This is a genomic window from Salipiger bermudensis (assembly GCF_017309175.1).
Classification (GTDB): domain Bacteria; phylum Pseudomonadota; class Alphaproteobacteria; order Rhodobacterales; family Rhodobacteraceae; genus Salipiger; species Salipiger bermudensis.
In genome coordinates this window covers 442,713-464,312 of sequence record NZ_JAEKJV010000001.1, presented here as the reverse complement: position 1 = coordinate 464,312, position 21,600 = coordinate 442,713, and the positions used below count along the sequence as shown (strand labels likewise).

The window sequence follows — 21,600 nt, the reverse complement described above, 5'->3', positions numbered from 1 at the left end:
CAGGTGACGCAGCCGTGCCCATCGCCGGCCCGCGGGATGGCGATCCAACGCCTTGAACCTCTCGATTTATCCCGGCCACGTCCGAAGGACCTCGCAATGCAGCGCTGACCTCACCAAATCGCCAGCCCGTCCGGGCGGGCCGGCGATGGGCGCGGCGGCCTGCGGCCTTGTTCCGCGCCAGAGCGGCGATCGCCAGCAGCGACCAAAAATCGAAAGGGGCCCGCCATTCGCAAGCCCCTCTCGCATTGGAACTGAAGCGCTTAAGACCGCGCCGTGAACGTGATCGGCAGCGAGATCGGCCCGGTATTGCCGCTGTCGGCGAGCCAGGTCGCCCCCTCGCCCACCACCGGCGCGCCCATCCGCGCCGAGAGCACCCGGTAGGCCACCGCCATGTCGTTGCGCGCCACGAGGTTGCCGAGGCAATGGTGCACGCCGCCGCCAAAGCCGAAATTGCGCGCCCGCTTGGCGGTGATGTCGAACGACGCCTCGCCCATGACCTGCGGGTCGGTGCCGGCGCTCTCGGAGTAGAGATGCAGCACCGTGCCCTTGGGGATGGTGATGCCGCCATACTCGAAATCCTCGATCGCCTCGCGCGACACCCAAGTGATCGTCGGCCGCATCCGCATGACCTCGGTCGCCGCCGCCATGTCGAGCGAGGAATCGGCGGCCAGCGCCTCCCACTGCCCGGGATGGTTCGCGAACATCGACATGCCGAGGCCCAGCTGGTTGCGCGTGGTGTCGACGCCGGCGAAGGCCAGCATCAGCGCGAGGTTCCACAGTTCCTCGTGGCTCAGCCGGTCGCCCTCTTCGCGCGCCTGCACCATGATCGACAGGATGTCCTCGCCCGGATCGGTCTCGCGCGCTTTCAGCACCTCGCTGATGTAGTCGCCAAGCTCCACCGTGGCCGCCTCGATCTCGGAGACGAGGTTGGGGAAGTTCACCCCCAGCGCCAGCCCCATGGTGGCCGAGGTGCGCAGGATGAACGGCGCCTCGCTCTCGGGCAGGCCAAGCAGCAGGCAGAGCACCCGCGCGGCATAGGGATCGGCGAACTCGGCCATGAAATCGCAGCCGCCCTTGTCGATGAACCCGTCCGCCAGATCATTGGCGATGCGTTCGAACTCGGGCATCAGCGCCTTGACCACCTTCGGCGAAAACGCCGGGTTCACGAGCTTGCGCAGGCGCCAGTGATCGTCGCCCTCGGTGACCAGGATCGACTTGTTCCACCAGTCCGCAAACACGCCCTCGGTCACCCCGCTCAGCGCCGGCCAGGCATGGCTGCCCTGGATCAGCGACTTGTGGGTGAGCAACTGGCCCATCTCCTGATGGCGCAGCACCGCAAGCCCGTAAGGCGTGCGGGCATACCAGCTCTTTGCGCGGGCCTCCCGCACCGGCTCGGACCGGAGCGAGAAGGCCGGGTTCGCGACGTCGAGAAAGGGCGCGTCGGGAAATTGGGCCTCGAGGCTCATGGCAGGCACTCCATGTAGGTGTCCTTGTCCCAATCGGTGACTGTGGACATGAAGCGCGCCCACTCATCCGATTTGTACTCATGGTACAGGCGATACATCTCGCCCGGAAGCCCGCGCTGCACGACCTCGTCGTTTTCCAGATGCGCCAGCGCCTCGCCGAGCGACATCGGCAGTTTCTTGACCTTCTTGCCCTGCGCCATGGCGTCGTAGATGTTGCGCTCTTCCGGGGCGCCGGGATCGAGATCGTTGTCGAGCCCGTCATCCATCGCAGCGAGCAGCGCCGAGCCCATCAGATACGGGTTCACCATCGAGTCGACCGAGCGGTACTCGAAGCGGCCCGGTGCCGAGACGCGCAGGCCTGTGGTGCGGTTCTGGAAGCCCCAGTCCGAGAACACCGGCGCCCAGAAGCCGGTGTCCCAGAGCCGGCGGTAAGAGTTCACCGTCGAGGCGCCGATCGCGGTCAGCGCCTGCAGGTGGTGCACCACGCCACCGATCGCCTTGAGGCCGGTCTTGCCGGGCATCTGCGGATCATCCGTATCCGGCATGAAGGTGTTGTCGCCACCCGAGACGTACATGTAGTTCTCGGCCGCGCCCGGCAGGTTGTCGGGATCGTTGCCGGTACGCTTGAACACGTCCTCGCCCGCGGTCCAGAGCGACATGTTGTGGTGGCATCCGCTCGCCGAGACGCCCATGAACGGCTTGGTCATGAAACAGGCAAAGATACCGTGCTCGCGCGCCACCTGCGCGCAGAGCTGGCGGTAGGTGGTCAGACGGTCGGCATTGCGCAGCACGTCGTCGAAGGTCCAGTTCAACTCGAGCTGGCCCGGTGCGTCCTCGTGGTCGCCCTGGATCATGTCGAGCCCCATCTTGCGGGCATAGCGGATCACCTGCATCGACACCGGGCGCAGGCTCTCGAACTGGTCGATATGATAGCAGTAGGGCTTCGACATGCCGTCGGTCGGCTTGCCGTTCTCATCGTATTTCAGCCACATCATCTCGGGCTCGGTGCCCATACGCAGCTGCAGACCGTGCTTCTTCTGGAACGCCTCGTGCATGCGGCGCAGGTTGCCGCGGCAATCGGCGGTCAGGTAGGCGCCGGGATCGACCTTTTCCTCGCGGTTGCGGAACAGCGTGCAGTACATGCGGCCGATCTCGGGCGCCCAGGGCAGCTGCATGAAGGTCTCGGGCTCGGGGATGCCGACCAGCTCGGCGGCCTCGGGACCGTAGCCCATGTAATCGCCGGCGCGGTTGGTGAACAGGTTGACCGTGGCACCGTAGACCAGCTGGAAGCCCTTCTTGGCGACGCTCTCCCAATGGTCGGCGGGAATGCCCTTGCCCATGATCTTGCCGGTGACCGACACGAACTGGAGATAGAGGTACTCGATGCCCAGCGCGTCGATCTTCTCGCGCACCGCCTTGATCTTCTCGTCGCGGCCAGGTTCCTCGACGAAGCGTTCGATATCCATGAAGTCCATCCCTGCAGTTTTGTGTTTTTCGAGGCCAAGACAGCCCGACCGACTCACCTCCTGTCCAGCGAAACTTATTACTCAGGGGAAATTTTTATTCGCAGGGGTGGAATCGCCTGCGGAAATGGCAGGCGATGTTCACAGCCTGCTCAAGCGGCAGGCACGACTTTGTGAAAACCGCCTCTGAATAGACAAAGATGGGAATCCCCAAGGCTTCAGGGGACGGCGCGTTTTGCCGTCAGGAAACTTTATTCACTCTGAGTGCAGGGGCGAAAAAGCCCTGATAATAACATCCGCAATGGGGAACCAAGGACAATGGAACAGGAACTTGCCGCGCTGACAGAGCGGTTGGCGGCTCTGGAGAGCGCCTCCGCGATGTCGGGCACGATCAACTCGGAAATCTTCTACTGGTGGTGTACGGCACTGATGATCGCCATTCACGCCGGCTTCCTTGCCTACGAGATGGGCGCGAGCCGGGTGAAGAACGTGCTGGCGTCGGGGATCAAGAACATCCTCGCCTTCGCCTTCATGGTGCCGACCTTCTACTTCTTCGGCTGGTACATCTACCTCGCCTTCTACAACGGCCTGATCCCGGCCGCGGACGGCGCAGCCGGCCTGCCGTGGGACATGTCGATGGGCCCGAACCTCGCCGACAACGCCACCGGCATCTTCTGGGCGGCCTTCACGCTGTTTGCCGCGACCACCGCCTCGATCTTCTCGGGCGCCGTGATCGAGCGCATCCAGACCGCCGGCTTCCTGATCCTCGCGATCCTGCTGGGCTCGGTCGTCTGGATCCTCGGCGGCGCATGGGGCTGGCACCCGACCGGCTGGCTGACCGTCAAGTTCGGCTACCATGACGTGGGCGCCGCGGGCGTCGTGCACATGGTCGCGGGCTTCTTCGCGCTTGGTGTGCTGATCAACCTCGGCCCGCGCGTCGGCAAGTTCAACGCCGACGGCTCGCCGAACGCGATCCTCGCGCACAACATCCCCTTCACCATCACCGGCCTGATGCTGATCATCGTGGGCTTCTTCGGCTTCCTCGGCGGCTGCATCATCTACATGCCCGGTGAGCAGTGGATCAACATCTACGGCCAGCCCGCGACGCTCTCGGCCTTTGCCTTCAACACCCTGATGGGCATGGCAGGCGGCATCATCGGCGCCTGGGTCAAGACCCGCGATCCGTTCTGGATGATGTCCGGCGCCCTGATCGGCATCTTCGCCGCGGCCTCCGGCCTCGACGTCTACTACCCGCCGGTGGCCTTCGTGCTCGGCACCTTCGGCGGCTTCGTGGTTCCGATGGTGGCGGTCCAGCTCGAGAAGATGGGCATCGACGACGCTGTCGGCGCGTTCCCGGTGCACGGCATCGGCGGCCTGATCGGCGTGGTCTCCTGCGGTATCTTCGCCGCCGGCTACCCGAACGTCGACGGCATGCCGCCGGTCTCGCTCTGGGGCCAGATCGTTGGCGCCGTGACCATGGCCGTTCTCGGCTTCGTGCCGGGCTACGTGGTGTCCTACATCCTCAAGGTCTTCGGCCTGCTGCGCGTGCCGGATCACATCCAGGAAAAGGGCCTCGACATCGTCAAGGTGCCGGTCTCGGCCTACCCGGAAAACTACACCCCGGGCCCGGTCAACGTTGCAACTCCTGCAGCCGCCGGCACTCCGGCCGAGTAAGAAAGGACTCTCACGATGAACACCTCTCCGATCGAAAGCTGGGAAGGCGCGGAAGCGTACTTCACCTTTGCCGACAAACCCGCCGTCATGATGCTGTTCCTGCTGCTCGCGGTCGCGATCACCGCAGGCACGATCATCATCGCCGCGGTGCACGAGAAGCACGCCTACAACAATCACTGACGTCCCTTATAGTCTGTGAAAGCCGGAAGGGGGCGGGTCGCGAGGCTCGCCCCCTTTCACATACGGAAGATTCGCTCCCCGGACCGCCCAAATGGCGGCCTTGATCAATTTCCGTGCAGGACATCCGGCACTATGTACGCGTGCGAAACAAAGCTCTCGCACCGCCCGGATCGGCCGCAAATAATGGCGAAAATATGCAAATATTTTGGAAACTTATCGGGGTCTGTTAGTTAACTCAGTACCGGGTCCGTGAGACGCTCGGCGCCACTGTCAGGACAGATCGGGAGTGGTTACTTTACGATTGTACCAGCCATAGCTGCTACGAAGATTTTATCCAAAGTCAGCCGGGAGCTCCGCAAGGGCCTCCCGGCTATTTCGTTCCGGGTGACGCTGGCGGCGCGCGTTGATAGGATGGCGCGACGCAAAATCACAGGCTTTTCATGACACAGTATCAATACAAGGTCGTTCCCGCCCCCGCCAAGGGCGAGAAGGCGCGCGGCGTGAAGGCAGCCGAAGACCGTTTTGCCCTCGCCATCGAACGGCTGATGAACGAGATGGCAGCGGACGGATGGGAGTTCCAGCGCGCCGAGCTTCTGCCCAGCGAGGAACGCAGCGGCCTCACCTCGAGCCAGACCATCTGGCGCAACCTGCTGGTGTTCCGCCGTCCGGCCAGCGTTTCCACCATCGAAACGCCCGAGCCCGTGACGGACTCCACCCCGGTGATCGCGCCTGCGACCGCAGCTGCGACCGACGATGACGATGCCGATCTCGAAGGGCGTCGGCTGGCCTCCGCGGCGGATCTCGCCACGCCGGAAACAGCCAAAGATCCTGCGGACAGCACCGGCGGAGAAGACACGGACACGCCGAAACAGGCCGCCCGCGCCGACGACGACCTCGCCGAAGAAGATGACGAGGCGCCGCTCGACAGTCCGAGCAGCCTGCTCAGCGAGCGCGCCGCACGGATGCGGCACGACTAGCGCCTGGCTTCAGGCGTCGAGATCGAGCGACAGCGCGTGAATCGCCGTCGTGAGTTCGGCGCCGAGCGCCGCGTGCACCGCCCGGTGCCGGGCGATCCGGCTCTTGCCGGCAAGTTCCGGCGCCCGCAGGCGCACGTGGAAGTGGCTCTCGCCGCTGCCGTCGTCGCCCGCATGTCCCGCGTGACGACCGCTGTCGTTGCGCACTTCAAGCTCGCTGGGCGTGAACGCCTCGCGCAGCCGTGTTTCGATTTCCGCCGACCGTGACAAATTTCGTCTCCTGCCCTCTTCAAACTGGTGAGGGATTGTCTAAACTCCCTCGTCCGAGTCGAAAAGGTGAGACCATGAGCAGACCTGACCCCTTCGGTTTCGATATGTCGGTGAAGACTTCGAAAAAGAAGAATCCGCGCGGACGCCGCGGCATGTCCGGCGAACAAGAGACCTCCACGCGCCTGTGCGAGCACGAAGGCTGCCAGGAGCCGGGCAAGTTCCGCGCCCCCAAGGCGCCGGACGTGCTCGACGAGTATTACTGGTTCTGCAAGGACCACGTGCGCGAGTACAATTCGCAATGGAGCTTCTTCGACGGCAAGACCGAAGCCGAGATGAATGCCCAGCAGAGCTCCGACAAGGTGTGGGAGCGCAAGACCAAGGATTACCGCGATCCCGAGGCCCGCGCCTGGGCGCGGCTCGGCATCGAGGACCCGCACCAGGTGCTTGGCGACAACGCCACGCGCAACCCGGGCCGCGCCGCGGCGACCGGCGGCGGGCGCCGCCTGCCCCCGACCGAGAAGCGCGCGCTGGAGATCCTCGAGGTCGAGCGCGCCGAGACCAAGGCCGATGTGCGCAAGGCCTACAAGAAGCTGATCAAGGTGCTGCACCCGGACATGAACGGCGGCGACCGCAGCCAGGAAGAGCAGTTGCAGGAGGTTGTCTGGGCCTGGGACCAGATCAAGGACAGCCGCAACTTCAAGTAGACGGATCGGCCTCGGGCGGCAGATTTCATGCCGCCCGCCGGGCAAACCAGAAGCCCCTGATATCCCATCGTGACTGCCGCTCGGCGCAGGAATGGGCGCTGGCGGAAAAACTTCGGCTCGCGCGACAAAGACTCGATAGACACACCCTTAAAGGTTGTGCTAGCAAAAATGTGTCGATGGTATTTTCTGTCGAAGGTCCCCGGGGTTTCCCTGACCCGGGCACTCACGGACCGGCCGGGCCTGCGCGTCTTTCCCCTGGGCGCGCAGGCCTACCCCCGGCCCCGCCTCCCCTAAGATGACCGCTCGCCCTTATGCCGGGCGAAAGCTCAACGACACGCCGTTGATGCAATGCCGCTTGCCGGTGGGCTGCGGACCGTCATCGAAGATATGCCCCAGATGCGAGCCGCAGCGGCGGCAGTGGCACTCGGTGCGCGTCATGAACAGCGACCGGTCGGCCTTGGTGCCGATGGCGTTCGGCAGCGCCTCGTAGAACGACGGCCAGCCGGTGCCGCTGTCGTACTTGGTCTCCGAGGCGTAGAGCGGCAGATCACAGCCTTTGCACAGGAAGGTGCCGGCGCGTTTCTCGTCATTGAGCGGAGAGGTGTAGGCGCGCTCGGTGGCCTCCTCGCGCATGACCTTGTACTCCAGATCGCTCAGCATGGCCTGCCATTCGGCCTTGCTGCGGCTGATCTCGAAACTCTCGGCGGCGGCTGCGCCACCGAGTCCGAGCATGGCTGCGCTGGTCGCCAGAAATCCTCTGCGGGTCATGGTGGGTCCTCCTGCAATGATGGCGGGTCAAGGATGCGGTCCGTAGGGCGGCCGGTCCAGCCACATCGGAACAAGTTCGCGCGAGATCCGGCAATCTGGGGGATCGTGCCGGCTCTCGCGCGAGGCCGCCCTGCCCGATTCGAGCCGGACGGCACTGCCGGACGCTGCGGTCCGGCAGATCGCGATCTCACCTCTCCGCTGTGTCTGCTCACACCGCGGAGAGGGAGCCGCCCGGCCAGACGGGAAGTGGGCCGGGCAGCGGGGGGGCTCTTACATCGCCGGCAGGAGAACCCGGTCGATGACGTGGATCACGCCGTTCGACTGGCGCACATCCGCGATGGTCACGTTTGCGGTGCGGCCCTGCTCGTCGGTCAGGGTGATCGTGCCGCCCTCCATCTTGGCCTGAAGCGTGCAGCCGCCGACCGTCGGCACCGGGTGCATGCCGCCGTCATCGGCGATCATGCCGGCAATGGCATCGGACATGGCGTTGGTCGCGACCACGTGGCAGGTCAGGATCTGCGCCAGCTGCCCCTTGTGCTCGTCCATCATCAGCTGCGACAGGCTCTCGTCCGAGATCTTGTCGAAGGCCGCGTCGGTCGGCGCGAAGACGGTGAACGGCCCCTCGCCCATCAGCGTGTCAACGAGGTCGGCCTGCTTGACCGCGGCCACGAGGGTCTCGTGATCGGCCGAGTTCACGGCGTTCTCGACGATGTTCTTGTCGGCATACATCGGCGCGCCGCCGACCATCGGGTTGTCCTGCGCCAGCGCCGGGGCGGCAGCAAGGGCAAGGGCGGATGCGACGATGGTGCTCTTGAGCATGGTCATGGGTGTTTCCTCCTGGTTGGTCTCCTCCCACCCCCGATCGGAGCGGGTATGCCTAGAACCACGAAGGCTGTTTCGGGGGAGTTTCAGGAAAAGCGTTCACGTGATCGTGAGGCGGCGAACATGTCGGCGACGGGACGTCCAGTCGCCGATCCTGATCAGCCCCGCGCGCCTCAGCCTAGGGTGCGGGACGGGCGACGCAGGCTCATGGCATCCAGAGCAAGCAGCGCCGCCGCCGCCCCGCGCTCGAGCAGGCAATGGCGCGGCTTTATTCTGCCTTGTGCCGCGCTTGAGCTTCGGGGAGCCGGCCGCCCCCGGGGCGCCGCCCGTTCGCCGGCGAAACGCTCCCCCGGAGCGTTTCCGGGAAGCCGGCTCACCCCACCTGGCGACCGTGGCTCCAGACGCCGCGGATCACCGGCACGCCCTCGATATGCGCCACCCGCACCAGATCGGCGAATAGCCCTTCCGCGATCACCCCGCGATCGTCGAGCCCCGTGGCCCGCGCCGGGGCCGCCGTCACAGTGGCGATGGCGCGTGGCAGGTCGTCCCAGATCTCCGCCAGTTGAAAGGCCGAGGTCATCAGCGCCGACGGCACGTAATCCGAAGACAGGATGTCGAGGAACCCGCGCTCGGCCAGCTCCGCCGCCGCCACGTTGCCGGAATGCGAGCCGCCCCGGATCAGGTTCGGCGCTCCCATCATCACCGCGATGTCGTGGGCGTGGCAGGCCTCGGCCGCCTCGACCGTGGTCGGGAACTCTGCCAGCCGTGCACCGTGTCCGGCGCTCACCGCCACATGCTCCGCGGTGGTGTCATCGTGACTTGCCAGCACCGCGCCCAGACGCCGCGCCGCCGCCACCGCGCCCGCCTCGTGCGCCGCGCCGAGCCGGGCGTGGATCGCGCGCAGCCCGGCCACGTGATCGGCGAACTGATCCTCCGACATGCCATGCTTGCCGCAGACGTAATCCTTCAGCTTCGACAGGTCGCGGAACTGCCGCTGGCCGGGCGTGTGGTCCATGATCGACAAGATCCCCACCCGGTCGGCCTCGCCGAACTCTTCGAGCTCATCGAGCAACGTCTCCGAGCAGACCTCGGCGCGCAGGTGCAGGAAGTGGCTGATCCGCAGCATCCCCTTGGACCGCGCCTGCATCAGCTCGCTGGCCAGCGCCCGGGCATACTTGCGGTAATCCGTGCGCCCGCCCGAGATCACCGAGCCCACGCGCATGGCGTCGAACACCGTGGTGATGCCCACCGAGGCCAGCTCGCCGTCATGCGCCTGGATTGCCGCCGCGTGCGGCCAGTCGACCTTGGGGCGCGGCTGGATGTGGCGCTCGAGATTGTCGGTGTGCAGCTCGATCAACCCGGGGATCACCAGATCGCCACCGCAGTCGATCGCCCCCGCCGGCGCCACCGCGCCCTGCTCCACCGCCGCGATGCGCCCGTCACGTACCAGCACGCTGCCCTGCACCACCTCGTGCTCGAGAACGATCCGCGCGTTCGCAAGCACCATCTCGCCGCTGGCCTGAATATGGCCCAGGCTCATCTCGCCCATGCTCTGCCCTTTCTGTCGTCATCATTCCGTGACATGACGGATCTATGCCCGCGCCCATGACACATTACAGCCGTTACGCCGTCTACTACGCCCCGGAGCCGGGGCCATTTGCCGAGTTCACCGCCGGGTGGCTGGGCTGGGATGCCGCCGCCGGCGCGGTTCTTGATCACCCGCAGGTGCCGGGCCTGCCGTTGCCGGTGGCCGAAATCACGGCAACGCCGCGCAAATACGGCTTCCACGGCACGCTCAAGCCGCCCTTCCGCCTCACCGGCAGCCGCGCCGCGCTCGAGGCCGATCTCACAGCCCTTGCCGCCACGCTGGCCCCGGCCGAGATGCCCGGCCTTGCGCTCACGCGCCTCGGCAGCTTCCTCGCGCTGACGCCCGAGGGCGACACCACCGGCCTCGCGCGCATCGCGGCGCAGACCGTGCGGGCGCTCGACCATCACCGCGCCCCGCCCGGCGAAGACGAGCTCGCCCGCCGCCGCAAGGCCAATCTCTCGCCCGCGCAGGAGGAGAACCTGCTGCGCTGGGGCTATCCTTACGTGATGGACGACTTCCGCTTCCACCTCACCCTCACAGGCCGCCTGCCCCGCGCTCAGGCCGAGGCCACCATGGCGGCCCTCGCCCCGGTGCTGGAGCCGCTGGCCCCGCGCCCGTTCCGCATGGAGGCGCTCTGCCTCTTCGGCGAGGACGAGGCGGGCCGCTTCCACCTGCTGCATCGCTACGCCCTCACCGGCTGAAGCGCCGCAAGCAGCTGCGCCATCGCCGCGTCGAGATCGCCCGAATTGTCGATCTCGCAGACATCCAGCCCGCCGGGCAGCGGGAACCTTGCCCGTTCGAGCCGTCTGGCGATGTCCGCCGCGCTCTCACGACCACGGCTTGCGAGCCGCGCGGCCAGAACCTCGGGCCGCGCCGTGATATGCAGCACCCGCATGCCCTCGAAGCGCTCCGCCGCCTCCGGCAGCACCGCGCGCGACAGGTTACAAAGCACCGGACGGCCCTCCGCCAGCACAGCATCAACGTCCGCCGGCACGCCGTAGCGCAACCCGTGCGCCTGCCAGTGCAGGGCAAAGGCGCCCTCGGCCACGCGCGCCTCGAACACCGCCTCGCTCACCCCCTCGAAATCCTCGCCGCCGGCGCTTGCGGGCCGGGTGATCACCCGCCGCACGAGGTGCAGCCCCGGCACACGCGCAGCCGCCGCCTCCATCAGCGTGTCCTTGCCCACGCCCGAGGGGCCGACGACCGCGAAGAAGCGCCCGCTCACGCCGCGCGCTCCGGGGTGAAGCCGCTGACGTCGATCTCGCGGTCGCAGACCTGCGCCCGTGCCTCGGCATCGTGAAAGATCCCCACGATCGCCGCGCCGCGCGCCTTGGCCTCCTCGATCAGCCCCAGCACCACCGCGCGATTGGTGGCATCGAGCGAGGCGGTGGGCTCGTCGAGCAGCATCGCCGGGAACTCATGCGCAAAGCCGCGCGCGATGTTCACCCGCTGCTGCTCGCCACCCGAGAAGGTCGTCGGCGACAGCGACCAGAGCCGCTCCGGCACGTTGAGCCGCGCCAGCAGGTCCCGCGCCCGCGCCTCGCCTTCGGCGCGGCTGCCGCCCGCTGCCCGGACCGGCTCCGCCACCACCTCCAGTGTCGGCACCCGCGGCACCACGCGCAGGAACTGGCTGACATAGCCCAGCACCTCGCGCCGCATCGCGAGGATCTCGCGCGGCTCCGCCCCGCTCACCTCGACGCCGCCCACCACGATGCGCCCGCCATTGGCGAGGTAGTTGCCGTAAAGCATCCGCATCAGCGTCGACTTGCCGGCGCCGGAATCGCCCACCAGCGCCACGCACTCGCCGCGCTCCACCGAAAGCGCTGCTCCCGCCATCACCGGGATCACCGCGCCGCCCTGGTTGTGCAGCACGAAACTCTTCGACACGTCCGAGACCCGGATCATCGCTTCCATCCGCCCTGTCCTTCTCTGGTTTCCAAATACCTGCGGGGGTCCGGGGGCAGACAGCCCCCGCTCCGGCGTCTCAAACCTGCAGCACGCTCGAGACGAGGAGCTGGGTGTAGCCATGCTGCGGATCGTCCAGCACCTGATCGGTCAGCCCGGTCTCGACCACGGCGCCCGACTTCATCACCATCAGCCGGTCGGCCAGCAGCCGCACCACGGCAAGATCGTGGGTCACGATGATCGCCGAAAGGCCCATCTCGCGTACCAGCCCGCGCAGCAGGTCCAGAAGCCGCGCCTGCACGCTGACGTCAAGCCCGCCGGTCGGCTCGTCCATGAACACCAGCCGCGGCCCCGTGACGAGGTTGCGCGCGATCTGCAGCCGCTGCTGCATCCCGCCCGAGAACGCCCGCGGCCGGTCGTCGACCCGGTCCTCGGCGATCTCGACCCGACCGAGCCAGTCCACCGCCTGTTCGCGGATGTCGCCGTAATGCCGGGCGCCGACGGCCATCAGCCGCTCGCCCACATTGGCCCCGGCGCTGACGCCCATGCGCAGCCCGTCGCGGGCGTTCTGGTGCACGAAGGCCCAGTCGGTCCGCCCCAGCATCCGCCGCTCCGGCTCCGACATGGTCAGCGTGTCGACCGGCCCCTCGGCGCGGGTGTCAAAGATCACCTGGCCTTCGTCGGGGGGCTGATGCCCGGCGAGGCAGTTCAGCAGCGTCGACTTGCCCGAGCCGCTCTCGCCGACGATGCCCATGACCTCGCCGGGGTAGAGATCGAAGCTCACATCGCCGCAGCCCAGCCGGGCGCCGTAGCGTTTGGTCAGATCCCTGACCTGCAACAAGGGCGTCATGCCGCGTCCTCCCCTGAGAGGCGCCCGCGATGGCCCTCGGCCTGTCGCGCGGCGCAGAAATCGGTGTCCGAGCAGACGAACATGCGCCCGCCCGCGTCGTCGGTGATCACCTCGTCGAGGTAGCTCGTGCCGCAACCGCAGAGATCGCAATCGTGATCCGCCTTGCTGGGTTCGAACGGGTGGTCCTCGAAATCGAGGCTCACCACCTGCGTGTAGGGCGGGATCGCGTAGATCCGCTGCTCGCGCCCGGCGCCGAAAAGCTGGATCGCGCCGCTCTCGAGCTTGGGGTTGTCGAACTTGGGGATCGGCGAGGGATCCATCACGTAGCGCCCCTCGACCTTCACCGGGTAGGCATAGGCGGTCGAGATCGCGCCGTTATGGGCGATGTCCTCGTAGAGCTTCACATACATCAGCCCGTATTCCTCGAGCGCGTGCATCTTGCGGGTCTCGGTCTCGCGCGGCTCGAGGAAGCGCAGCGGCTCGGGGATCGGCACCTGATAGACAAGGATCTGGCCTGCGCCGAGCGGCGCCTCGGGAATGCGGTGCCGGGTCTGGATGACGCTGGCCTCGTTGGTGTGCTCGGTGGTCGCGACGCCGGCGGTGCGTTCGAAGAACTTGCGGATCGAGACCGCGTTGGTGGTGTCGTCGGCGCCCTGGTCGATGACCTTGAGCCGGTCCTCCGGGGTCAGGCAGGCGGCGGTCACCTGCACCCCGCCGGTGCCCCAGCCATAGGGCATCGGCATTTCGCGCGAGGCGAAGGGCACCTGATAGCCGGGGATCGCCAGCGCCTTCAGGAGCGCGCGGCGGATCATCCGCTTGGTCTGCTCGTCGAGATAGGCGAAGTTGTAGGCCGGGTCGTGCTGCATCGCGGTCATTCCGCCGCCTCCTTCATGCTGCCCTCGGCCTCCCGGCGCATCTTGCGCACCAGCTCGAGCTCCGACTGGAAGTCGACATAGTGTGGCAGCTTGATGTGCTCGAGAAAGCCGGTGGCCTGAATGTTGTCGGAATGGGCGAGGACGAATTCCTCGTCCTGTGCCGGGGCGCCGACATTCTCCTCGCCCAGCTCCTCCCAGCGCAGCGCCCGGTCGACCAGCGCCATCGAGATCGCCTTGCGCTCGGTCTGGCCGAAGACCAGCCCGTAGCCGCGGGTGAACTGCGCCGGCTCGGTCTTCGAGCCCATGAACTGGTTCACCGTCTCGCATTCGGTGAGGGTGACCTCGCCGATGCAGATGTCGAAGCCAAGCTCGGGGATCTCCATCTCGACCTCGACCGCGCCGATGCGCAGCTCGCCCACGAAGGGGTGGTTGCGGCCGTAGCCGCGCTGGGTGGAATAGGCCATGCCCAGCACGAAACCCTCGTCGCCGCGGGTCAGCGCCTGCAAACGCAGCGACCGGTCGGCGGGATACTCCATCGGCTGCCGGGTCATGTCGGGCGGCGTCTCGTCGCTCCGGGCTTCGTCCTGTATCAGCCCGTCTCGGTTGAGAAACTCGGTGATGCGCGGGGTCGGCGCCTGGGTCGGCTCGGCCCGACGCGCCACCGGCGCCTCACCCTCGGCGGCGAGTTTGAAATCGAGCAGCCGGTGGGTGTAGTCGAAGGTCGGGCCAAGCACCTGCCCGCCCGGCGCGTCCTTGAAGGTCGCGCTGACGCGGCGGTCGCAACGCATGGCGCCAGTGTCGACCGGGCGCGAATGCCCGATGCGCGGCAGCGTCGTGCGATAAGCGCGGATCAAAAAGATCGCCTCGATCAGGTCGCCGCGCGCCTGCTTGATCGCCAGCGCCGCCAGTTCGGGATCGTAGAGCGAGCCCTCGGCCATCACCCTGTTCACCGCGAGGCTCATCTGCTCCCGTATCTGTGCCAGCGACAGCTCGGGCACCTGCGGGTCACCGCGGCGCTCCTCGGCGAGCCATTCGTGCGCGGCGTCGATGGCGCGCTCGCCGCCCTTTACAGCCACATACATCAGAGCGCCTCCGTTCTGGTGGTGCGCGGCAGCGCCGCGAGGCGGTCTGCGCAGGTGAAATAGCAATCCCAGCCCAGCGGGAAGCGCGCGGCATTGCGCTGGAAGGCCGCGGTCTCGGGCAGCGCGAGATGCGCCTCGGTCTCGATCCCCGGCCCGGTGAGCCGCACCCCCTCGGCGCGCAGCTCCGGCATCTCGACGATCAGCGTCACCGAGCGGTCGGGATACTCCGCCGTGCCGATGGCATAGGCGTCGTGCGGGGCCAGCGCGTCCCACTGCCCGAGCGCGAACATCGCCTCACCCGGCCCGACCAGCGGCGCGCCGACATGGAAGGCGATCCAGTCGCGCACCGGCTGCGTGTCATGCCCGGGCGCGAGGTAGAGCGGCGTCTCACCGTCGCAGAGCGTCAGCAGCAGCACCGCCGCCGCCGTGCTCAGAGGCGCGGGCGCCTCTGCCCCCGCCACCTCGTGGAGGCTGCCCGGCCGGGCCATCGCCTCGAGCGCTGCGCGAAAGGCGCGTGCGGCCTCGACCGGCGCGTCGGTGAACCCGCCGCTGAGTGCGTCGTCTCGCATCAGTCCTCTCCCCGAACCATCGTGAAAAACTCGACCTTCGTCGCCGCCGCCTTGGCCGCCCGCTCCCGACGTGCGGCCGCCTCGGCCTCGGCCAGGGGTGCGATCACCGCCGCCCGCAGCGCCTCGGCCCCGGGCCCCTGCATCAGCGCATCGACCAGCGCCGCGCGCTCCGCATGGGCCTTGTCGCGGCCCTGCACGTAGCCATGCCCGACCTCGCCGGTCTCGAGCCGCAGCGCGCAGCGCGTCACCGTCATCTCGCCCATATTGAAGGGCGCGCCGGTGCCGCCGGCGCGGCCCCGCACCATGACGCCACCGGTCTCTGGCATCCGCAGCCACTCATGCACCGGGGCCGCGCCCGCCACCTCGAGCAGCTCTGCCAGCCGCGCCGCGGGCGCCCGGGCCAAGAGCCCCATCCAGCGCTGCCGCGCCTCGGTTCCGACTTCCGTCACATTCATCTGGACAACCTTGCCGACTTGTCTAGGTTTCTATACAACTAGACAAATCATAGAGCCGAGTCGCCCCGATGCGCAAGCGGACTTGCGTGAAGTTTCGATGACAGGAGCCGTGCATGGCCCGCAGCCCGATCTGGAAATCCATCGCCGCCGAGCTCGAGGGCGAGATCGCCCGCGGCCTCTACCGCGCCGGGGACAAGCTGCCGACCGAGGCCGAGCTGTCCTCTCGCTTCGGGGTCAACCGCCACACCGCGCGCCGGGCACTGGCCGATCTCGCCGAGCGCGATCTGGTGCACAGCCGGCGCGGCGCGGGGGTGTTCGTGAAGGCCACGCCGCTCGACTACCCCATCGGCGAGCGGGTGCGCTTTTCGCAGAACCTGCGCGCCTCGGGGCGGCTGCCGGAAAAGCGCGTCCTGCGGATCGAGACCCGCCCCGCCGACCGCGCCGAAGGCGAGGCGCTGGCACTGGCCGAGGGGGCCGAGGTGATCGTCTACGAGGGCCTGTCACTGGCCGAGGCGATGCCGGTGGCGCATTTCATCAGCTGCTTCCCCGCAGCGCGCTTTCCGGGCCTCGCCTCCACACTGGAGGAGGTCGCTTCGGTCACCAAGGCGTTGAAAGCGAACGGGATCGAGGACTACACCCGCGCCCGCACCCGGCTGACCGCCGAGGCCGCGACGCCGACGCAAGCGCTGCACCTGACCATGCGCGAAGGCGCGCCGCTCCTGCGCGCCGAGAGCGTCAACGTTGATGCCGGCGGCCAGCCGGTCGAGTACGGGCTGACATGGTTCGCCGGCGACCGCGTGGCGCTCACGTTTTCTTCAGACGACATGGGCTCTCAGCAGGACACAGCGCCGCAAACGTCATCGCCCTGACATTTTCGCGCGCTAGAAGCTGTGGAAAACCTCGAGCGGACACACGCATGACGGCACTGCTTCCTCCCCTGCGCCTCGTAGGCGCGACCATCCTGCGCGGTGGCGAACTGCAGAAGCGGTCGCTGGTGATCGAGGACGGCGTGATCACCAAGGGCCCGCTGCCCGAGGTCGACATGTCGGGCTACCTGATCCTGCCGGGCATCATTGACCTGCATGGCGACGCCTTCGAGCGTCACATCGCGCCGCGCCCCTCCGCGCCCTTCCCGATCGCGGCCGGTCTGCGCTCGACCGACCGCGAGGCGGCGGCCCATGGCGTCACCACTGCGTGGCTGGCGCAGTGCTGGAGTTGGGAGGGCGGCATGCGCGGCCCCGATTTCGCCGAGGACGTGATGGCCGCGCTCGAGACCTACCGTCCGCGCGCGCTCACCGATCTGCGGCTGCAGCTGCGCTGCGAGACCCACATGCCCGAGACCCGTGACCGGATGCTGGCGGCAATCCGGCGCTTCGGCATCGATTACGTGATCTTCAACAACCACCTGCCCGAAACGCTTGAACTGGCCGAAAGCGCCCCGCACAAGGTGACGCAATATGCCGAGCGCGGCGGGCGCACGCTGGCGGAATTCCTCGTGACGCTGCACGAGGCGAAGGAGCGTGGCCGCGACGTGCCGCGCCATCTCTGCGCGCTCGCCGAGGCCTTCGACGCGCTCGACATGCGCTATGGCAGCCATGACGACCCCGATGGCGAGACGCGGGAATATTACCGCATCATCGGTGCCCGCATCGCCGAGTTCCCGACCACCGCTGCCGCCGCCAAGCTGGCGCGGGCCTGCAACGACCCGGTGCTTATGGGCGCGCCCAACGTGGTGCGCGGCGGTTCGCAATCGGGCAATGTCTCGGCGCTGCACCTCGTGGCGCGCGGGCTCTGCGACGCGCTGGTCTCGGACTATCACTACCCGTGCCTGGCGCAGGCGGCCTGGGTGCTGGTGGATCGCGGCGTGCGCGACCTGCCGGGCGCCTGGGACATGATCAGCAAGGCACCGGCCGAGATCATGGGCCTCGCCGATCGCGGCACGCTGGATCGCGGCAAGCGGGCGGATTTCGTGGTGGTCAACGCGGCCACGCGCGAGATCGAGGCCACGGTGAGCGGCGGGCGGCTGGCCTACCTCTCCGGCGAGGCCGGGGCGCGGCTGATCGGCACCATGCGCGGGGCGCGGCTGGCGGCGGAATAGCCGCGCCGCCCCGGCCCTAGAGCCGGTCGAGAAGCTCGCGCTTCTTGGACGCGAACTCGTCCTCGGTCAGCAGGCCCGCTTCCTTCAGCTCGCCGAGCTTGCGGATCAGCGCGATGATGTCGTCGGCCCCGGACGGGCCCGTCTCGGAGGCGACTTCCGGAACCGGAGCCGCTTCGGGGATCGGCGCAGAGGGCATCTCGATGGCAGGATCGGCCAGAGGCTCGGACGGTTCGTCCGAAAGTGCTTCCGGGTCCTCCGGCACCTCCTGCGGCTGCGCCTCCCCCACCCGGGGCAGATCCCGCAGAGAAACCAGCCCGTGCTGGCTGGTGAAGGTCAGCGACTGGTCGCCGCTCTGCTGCTGCGAGACGCCCGAGATCTGGTGATCGCCGGTGTCATAGATCTCGATCCGGCCGCCGAAATCGATCGCCAGCCGCCGGGTCTGCGGAAACACCGCGTAGCGCAGGTTGTTCTGGCTGCCGGTCGAGGATGGCTGGCCAAGCTCGGCGGGCCAGGAGGCGCCCACGAGCCCGCCCTTGATGAACAGGCTGGTGCCCATGCCGCCGCCCTGCGATTGCGACTGGCTCTGCGTGCCCGGCTGCGGCGCCGGCATCTCGACCGGACGGAACAGGTTGCCGACCATGAGGATGTTCGCAAGATCGGTGCAGAGCGCATCGACCCGCGCCTTCAGCGCATTGTTGAACATGTCGCCGACCATGGTCATGCCGCCCTGCGACCATTGCCCCATGCCGCCGAGCTCGGCGATGTTGAACTGCGCCTGCGTGCCGTTGCCAGCGACCAGCGCCATCAGCATGGCCTCGGCGGTCTCGGTCGAGACGCCGTGGCGGATCGCCGCCTCGGAGACCAGTTTCTTGCCGTCTTCGGTGAGCGCAGTCATCTCGGATCTCCGATCCTTTGGGTGTGTCGCTTCGGGCTTAGCACGATGGCAAACCTGCGAACACCGGCGATAACGCCGCGATCCTGCCCCACGCTCGAGGCCCGCGAGACTGGTGCAAATATCGGGCTATCCCGTCGCCGAACCGGGATCACTCGTATTTTTCCAGAAACGCCTCGATCGGCAGGCTGCGGAAATCCTCGAGCCTCTCGCGCAGGGTGGCGTGATCCCAGTCCCACCACGCCAGCGCCATCAGCCGTTCGGCCACCGGCGCGGCGAAGCGTTCGCGCAGCGGCACCGCAGGAACACCCGCGACGATCATGTAGGGCGCGACATCCTTCGTCACCACCGCGCCCGCCGCCACCACGGCGCCATGCCCGATGGTCACCTCGGGGCGCACCACGGCGTTGTGGCCGATCCATGTGTCGTGACCGATCTGCGCCCGGCGCGACAGGCGATGCGCGAAGAACGCCGCATCGCGACCGGCATCGTCCCAGTAATCGTCGGAGCGGTAGAGGAAATGGTGCAGCGAGGCTTGCTGCATCGGGTGATCGGTCGGCCCGATGCGCGAGAAGCTGGCGATGTTGGCGAACTTGCCGACGGTCGCGTTGGCGATGTCGGCATAGCGGTCGCAATAGCTGTAATCGCCCATCTCCACATGGCCCAGCCGCGCGCCGCGCCCGATCTCGACGAAGCGCCCGAACCGGCACTCCGTCACTTCGCAATCGGGATGGATGAGCGGCTCGTCCGAGAGGCGCGGCATCAGACGCCCCGGATCAGCTTGCGGCGCAGCCAGCCCGAGAGGCTGTCCATCGCCATGACCATCAGCACGATCAGCACGATGTAGTAGCTCACCTCTTCCCAGTCCTTCTGGGTGATCATCGCCTGCGTCAGCAGCAGGCCGATGCCGCCGCCGGTGATGGCGCCGATGATGGTGGCCGAGCGGGTGTTGCTCTCGAAGAAATACAGCACCTGCGAGATCAGCACCGGGGTGATCTGCGGGATCACGCCGAAAAGGTAGCGCAGCACCGGCGCGGCCCCGGTCGAGGCGACGCCTTCGATCTGCTTGCCGTCGACGTTTTCCAGCGCCTCCGAGAACAGCTTGCCGAAGCTGCCGGTGTCGGTGAGCAGGATCGCCAGCGCGCCGGTCATCGGCCCCGGCCCGAAGGCGCGGCTGAGCACGATGGTCCAGATCAGCCCGTCGACACCGCGCAGGAAGTCGAACACCCGGCGCATGGCGAAGCGCAGCGCCACCAGCGGCGCAAAGTTCTTGGCCGAGAGGAAGGCCAGCGGCAGCGCCACGATGGCCGCGCCGAAGGTGCCGAGGAAGGCCATCAGGATGGTCTCGAACAGCGCCCATGCCACATCGCCATGGCGCCACATGGCGTTGTTCCAGAAATCCTGCCACGCCCCGGCGAGGTTGCCACGCTCGGGGTCGATGCGGTCTCCGAAGGCGATCTCGAAAACGCCGTGGCCGTAATACGGGCTGTCGAGCGTGAAGAAGAACAGCTCCCAACCGGGGAAGTAGCGGAACAGCTCGGTGCGGTTGCGAGTCAGCGAGACCCGGCCATGCGAGGTCTCGACCTGAAAGCGGGTGCGCGAGGCCGAGATCCACTCGGGCAGTGTCTCTTCTTCGAGGTTCGACACCACCGCGCGCCCGTCCATCCGAGCCTCGATCAGGCCGAAATCGGGCACCTCATAGGCGAAGCCGCCGCCGGGCAGGAACCGCACCACGTGACCGTCCTCGAGATCCACCACCGTGCCGGCCGCGTCGATCGAGACCCAGTCGGGCTCGGTGCCGGGCGCATAGGTGCCGCGGCGCTCGCCTTCGATGGCGACCTCGACCTCGCCGGAGCGGTTGTCCTGGGTGACGTGGGTCTTGTAGCTCCAGACGTCCGACAGCAGCGTGCGGGCATTGTCCATGCGGGCGCGCTCGGCAAGACCCGGAAGGTCGAAGGCGAAGACTATGTAGACGAGGTAGACCAGAACCAGCACCGGCAGGCCGAAGGCGAAGAGCTTCTTGCGCGCGAACAGGCGGTCGGCAGAGGCGTAGAGGGCGGCGTCGGCCATCAGTGGCCTCCTTTCTTCGCGATCATCGCGTTGCGGACATGGCTCGAGAGCTGGTCGAACACGACGATGGTCAGGAACAGCAGGATGAAGATCGCGGCGGCCTCGTCAAAGCGCCCCTGCCCCCAGGCCATGGCGTTGCGCAGGTCGTATCCGATGCCGCCGGCGCCGACGAACCCGAGGATGGCGGAGGCGCGGATGTTGATCTCGAAGCGCAGCAGCGCATAGCTGAAATAGTTCGGCGAGACCTGCGGCACGACGCCCAGCCACATGCGCTGGAACCATGTCCCGCCGACAGATTGCAGCCCTTCGACGGGCTTGAGATCGGCGTTCTCGTTGACCTCAGAGAACAGCTTGCCCAGCGCCCCGGCGGTGTGGAAGGCGATGGCGATCATCGCCGGCACCGGGCCGCCGCCCAGCACGAAGATCAGCACCAGCGCCACGACGATCTCGGGGATCGCGCGCATGATATCCATGATGCGCCGGAACAGCGGGATCAGCCGCGGCCAGCGCGCCAGCCCCCGGGTCGAGAGCAGCGACAGCAGCATCGCGAGGCCGGCCCCGATCAGGGTCGAGACGGCGGCGATGTTGACGGTCTCCATCAGCGAGGGGAAGTAGCGCAGGAAATGCCCCGGCAGCCGGTCGAGCTTGGGGATCGTGTCGGCCAGAACGGCGGCGGGGAAATCGAAGATCTGCGGCAGGCCGTCCCAGAAGCCGCCGGCGTTGCGGTCATTGGTCAGGATGAAGCCGGACACCATGAGCGCCACGAAGATCGCCAGCACGATGCCGCCATAGAGGCGCTTTCGCGCCATCAGCGCCATGTAATGCGCGCGCGTGTCGAAGGGAGGGTCGGAATGCATCATGGGGGTCGTGTCCTGCCTGACGGATGGCCGTCACC

Annotated in this window: 24 protein-coding genes; 7 read left to right on the top strand and 17 right to left on the bottom strand. The window is 67.5% G+C overall.

Features of this window, described 5'->3' with window-relative positions; genetic code table 11:
* Positions 1-260: 260 nt before the first annotated feature.
* On the bottom strand, positions 261-1,466 hold the full coding sequence (locus JF542_RS02265; RefSeq protein WP_207074571.1) for a cytochrome P450: 1,206 nt from the start codon (positions 1,464-1,466) through the stop codon (positions 261-263).
* Positions 1,463-2,932: a glutamine synthetase family protein gene (locus tag JF542_RS02260; protein WP_242533541.1), complete on the bottom strand. Its 1,470-nt coding sequence runs from the start codon at positions 2,930-2,932 to the stop codon at positions 1,463-1,465. The genes JF542_RS02265 and JF542_RS02260 overlap by 4 nt, the downstream gene beginning before the upstream one ends.
* Before the next feature lie 315 nt (positions 2,933-3,247).
* Here JF542_RS02260 and JF542_RS02255 point away from each other — a divergent pair, with 315 nt between their 5' ends.
* The 3 genes from JF542_RS02255 to JF542_RS02245 all read left to right on the top strand — a co-directional run bounded on the left by JF542_RS02255 (position 3,248) and on the right by JF542_RS02245 (position 5,760).
* Positions 3,248-4,603 carry an ammonium transporter gene (locus tag JF542_RS02255; protein ID WP_207074569.1) on the top strand — a complete coding sequence of 452 codons (1,356 nt, stop codon included), beginning with the start codon at positions 3,248-3,250 and terminating at the stop codon, positions 4,601-4,603.
* 15 nt (positions 4,604-4,618) lie between these two features.
* On the top strand, positions 4,619-4,783 hold the full coding sequence (locus JF542_RS02250; RefSeq protein ID WP_007792021.1) for a hypothetical protein: 165 nt from the start codon (positions 4,619-4,621) through the stop codon (positions 4,781-4,783).
* 440 nt (positions 4,784-5,223) lie between these two features.
* Positions 5,224-5,760 carry a DUF4177 domain-containing protein gene (locus tag JF542_RS02245; RefSeq protein WP_207074568.1) on the top strand — a complete coding sequence of 179 codons (537 nt, stop codon included), beginning with the start codon at positions 5,224-5,226 and terminating at the stop codon, positions 5,758-5,760.
* A 9-nt stretch (positions 5,761-5,769) separates the two neighbouring features.
* Here the strand turns inward: JF542_RS02245 and JF542_RS02240 are convergent, their stop codons facing one another.
* Positions 5,770-6,027, bottom strand: coding sequence for a BolA family protein (locus tag JF542_RS02240; RefSeq protein WP_007792017.1), 258 nt, complete (start codon positions 6,025-6,027; stop codon positions 5,770-5,772).
* A 74-nt stretch (positions 6,028-6,101) separates the two neighbouring features.
* On the opposite strand from JF542_RS02240, the gene JF542_RS02235 reads away from it, so the two are divergent.
* Positions 6,102-6,731 carry a DnaJ domain-containing protein gene (locus tag JF542_RS02235; RefSeq protein ID WP_007792015.1) on the top strand — a complete coding sequence of 210 codons (630 nt, stop codon included), beginning with the start codon at positions 6,102-6,104 and terminating at the stop codon, positions 6,729-6,731.
* 309 nt (positions 6,732-7,040) lie between these two features.
* On the opposite strand, the gene msrB is transcribed toward JF542_RS02235, so the two are convergent.
* The 3 genes from msrB to JF542_RS02220 form a co-directional block, all read right to left on the bottom strand.
* Positions 7,041-7,499, bottom strand: coding sequence for a peptide-methionine (R)-S-oxide reductase MsrB (gene msrB / locus JF542_RS02230; RefSeq protein WP_207074567.1), 459 nt, complete (start codon positions 7,497-7,499; stop codon positions 7,041-7,043).
* A gap of 270 nt (positions 7,500-7,769) precedes the next feature.
* On the bottom strand, positions 7,770-8,324 hold the full coding sequence (locus JF542_RS02225) for a fasciclin domain-containing protein (RefSeq protein ID WP_207074566.1): 555 nt from the start codon (positions 8,322-8,324) through the stop codon (positions 7,770-7,772).
* A gap of 370 nt (positions 8,325-8,694) precedes the next feature.
* Complete coding sequence (locus JF542_RS02220; protein ID WP_207074565.1) at positions 8,695-9,870, bottom strand: alpha-D-ribose 1-methylphosphonate 5-triphosphate diphosphatase; 1,176 nt, start codon at positions 9,868-9,870, stop codon at positions 8,695-8,697.
* A 56-nt stretch (positions 9,871-9,926) separates the two neighbouring features.
* Between JF542_RS02220 and JF542_RS02215 the strand changes: the two genes are divergently transcribed.
* Positions 9,927-10,610 carry a DUF1045 domain-containing protein gene (locus tag JF542_RS02215; RefSeq protein ID WP_423734647.1) on the top strand — a complete coding sequence of 228 codons (684 nt, stop codon included), beginning with the start codon at positions 9,927-9,929 and terminating at the stop codon, positions 10,608-10,610.
* Here JF542_RS02215 and phnN read toward each other — a convergent pair.
* The 7 genes from phnN to phnG all read right to left on the bottom strand — a co-directional run bounded on the left by phnN (position 10,592) and on the right by phnG (position 15,645).
* A complete protein-coding gene (gene phnN, locus JF542_RS02210) occupies positions 10,592-11,134 on the bottom strand; it encodes a phosphonate metabolism protein/1,5-bisphosphokinase (PRPP-forming) PhnN (protein WP_207074563.1) in 543 nt (180 codons plus the stop codon). The genes JF542_RS02215 and phnN overlap by 19 nt on opposite strands.
* Positions 11,131-11,814 carry a phosphonate C-P lyase system protein PhnL gene (gene phnL, locus JF542_RS02205; RefSeq protein ID WP_207074670.1) on the bottom strand — a complete coding sequence of 228 codons (684 nt, stop codon included), beginning with the start codon at positions 11,812-11,814 and terminating at the stop codon, positions 11,131-11,133. The genes phnN and phnL overlap by 4 nt, the downstream gene beginning before the upstream one ends.
* A gap of 79 nt (positions 11,815-11,893) precedes the next feature.
* Positions 11,894-12,664 (bottom strand): phosphonate C-P lyase system protein PhnK, encoded by a 771-nt coding sequence (gene phnK, locus JF542_RS02200; protein ID WP_207074562.1) that lies wholly within the window; start codon positions 12,662-12,664, stop codon positions 11,894-11,896.
* The gene (locus tag JF542_RS02195) at positions 12,661-13,539 is read right to left on the bottom strand and encodes an alpha-D-ribose 1-methylphosphonate 5-phosphate C-P-lyase PhnJ (protein WP_007791990.1); all 879 of its coding nucleotides are present in this window, start codon (positions 13,537-13,539) and stop codon (positions 12,661-12,663) included. The genes phnK and JF542_RS02195 overlap by 4 nt, the downstream gene beginning before the upstream one ends.
* Positions 13,536-14,621 carry a carbon-phosphorus lyase complex subunit gene (locus tag JF542_RS02190; protein WP_207074561.1) on the bottom strand — a complete coding sequence of 362 codons (1,086 nt, stop codon included), beginning with the start codon at positions 14,619-14,621 and terminating at the stop codon, positions 13,536-13,538. Before JF542_RS02190 ends, JF542_RS02195 begins: the two co-directional genes overlap by 4 nt.
* A complete protein-coding gene (gene phnH, locus JF542_RS02185; RefSeq protein ID WP_007791984.1) occupies positions 14,621-15,190 on the bottom strand; it encodes a phosphonate C-P lyase system protein PhnH in 570 nt (189 codons plus the stop codon). The genes JF542_RS02190 and phnH overlap by 1 nt, the downstream gene beginning before the upstream one ends.
* Positions 15,190-15,645, bottom strand: coding sequence for a phosphonate C-P lyase system protein PhnG (gene phnG / locus JF542_RS02180; RefSeq protein WP_207074560.1), 456 nt, complete (start codon positions 15,643-15,645; stop codon positions 15,190-15,192). The genes phnH and phnG overlap by 1 nt, the downstream gene beginning before the upstream one ends.
* Before the next feature lie 113 nt (positions 15,646-15,758).
* Here phnG and phnF point away from each other — a divergent pair, with 113 nt between their 5' ends.
* A complete protein-coding gene (gene phnF, locus JF542_RS02175; protein ID WP_207074559.1) occupies positions 15,759-16,514 on the top strand; it encodes a phosphonate metabolism transcriptional regulator PhnF in 756 nt (251 codons plus the stop codon).
* A 47-nt stretch (positions 16,515-16,561) separates the two neighbouring features.
* Entirely contained in the window at positions 16,562-17,743 is a 1,182-nt protein-coding gene (locus tag JF542_RS02170; RefSeq protein ID WP_207074558.1) for an alpha-D-ribose 1-methylphosphonate 5-triphosphate diphosphatase, read from the top strand.
* 16 nt (positions 17,744-17,759) lie between these two features.
* Here the strand turns inward: JF542_RS02170 and JF542_RS02165 are convergent, their stop codons facing one another.
* From JF542_RS02165 to phnE (JF542_RS02150), 4 genes are all read right to left on the bottom strand, one after another.
* Positions 17,760-18,638, bottom strand: coding sequence for an SHOCT domain-containing protein (locus JF542_RS02165; protein ID WP_207074557.1), 879 nt, complete (start codon positions 18,636-18,638; stop codon positions 17,760-17,762).
* A 148-nt stretch (positions 18,639-18,786) separates the two neighbouring features.
* Positions 18,787-19,398: a DapH/DapD/GlmU-related protein gene (locus tag JF542_RS02160; RefSeq protein ID WP_207074556.1), complete on the bottom strand. Its 612-nt coding sequence runs from the start codon at positions 19,396-19,398 to the stop codon at positions 18,787-18,789.
* Positions 19,398-20,705 carry a phosphonate ABC transporter, permease protein PhnE gene (phnE, locus tag JF542_RS02155; protein ID WP_207074555.1) on the bottom strand — a complete coding sequence of 436 codons (1,308 nt, stop codon included), beginning with the start codon at positions 20,703-20,705 and terminating at the stop codon, positions 19,398-19,400. The genes JF542_RS02160 and phnE (JF542_RS02155) overlap by 1 nt, the downstream gene beginning before the upstream one ends.
* Entirely contained in the window at positions 20,705-21,565 is an 861-nt protein-coding gene (phnE, locus tag JF542_RS02150) for a phosphonate ABC transporter, permease protein PhnE (protein ID WP_007791970.1), read from the bottom strand. The genes phnE (JF542_RS02155) and phnE (JF542_RS02150) overlap by 1 nt, the downstream gene beginning before the upstream one ends.
* Positions 21,566-21,600 lie beyond the last annotated feature (35 nt).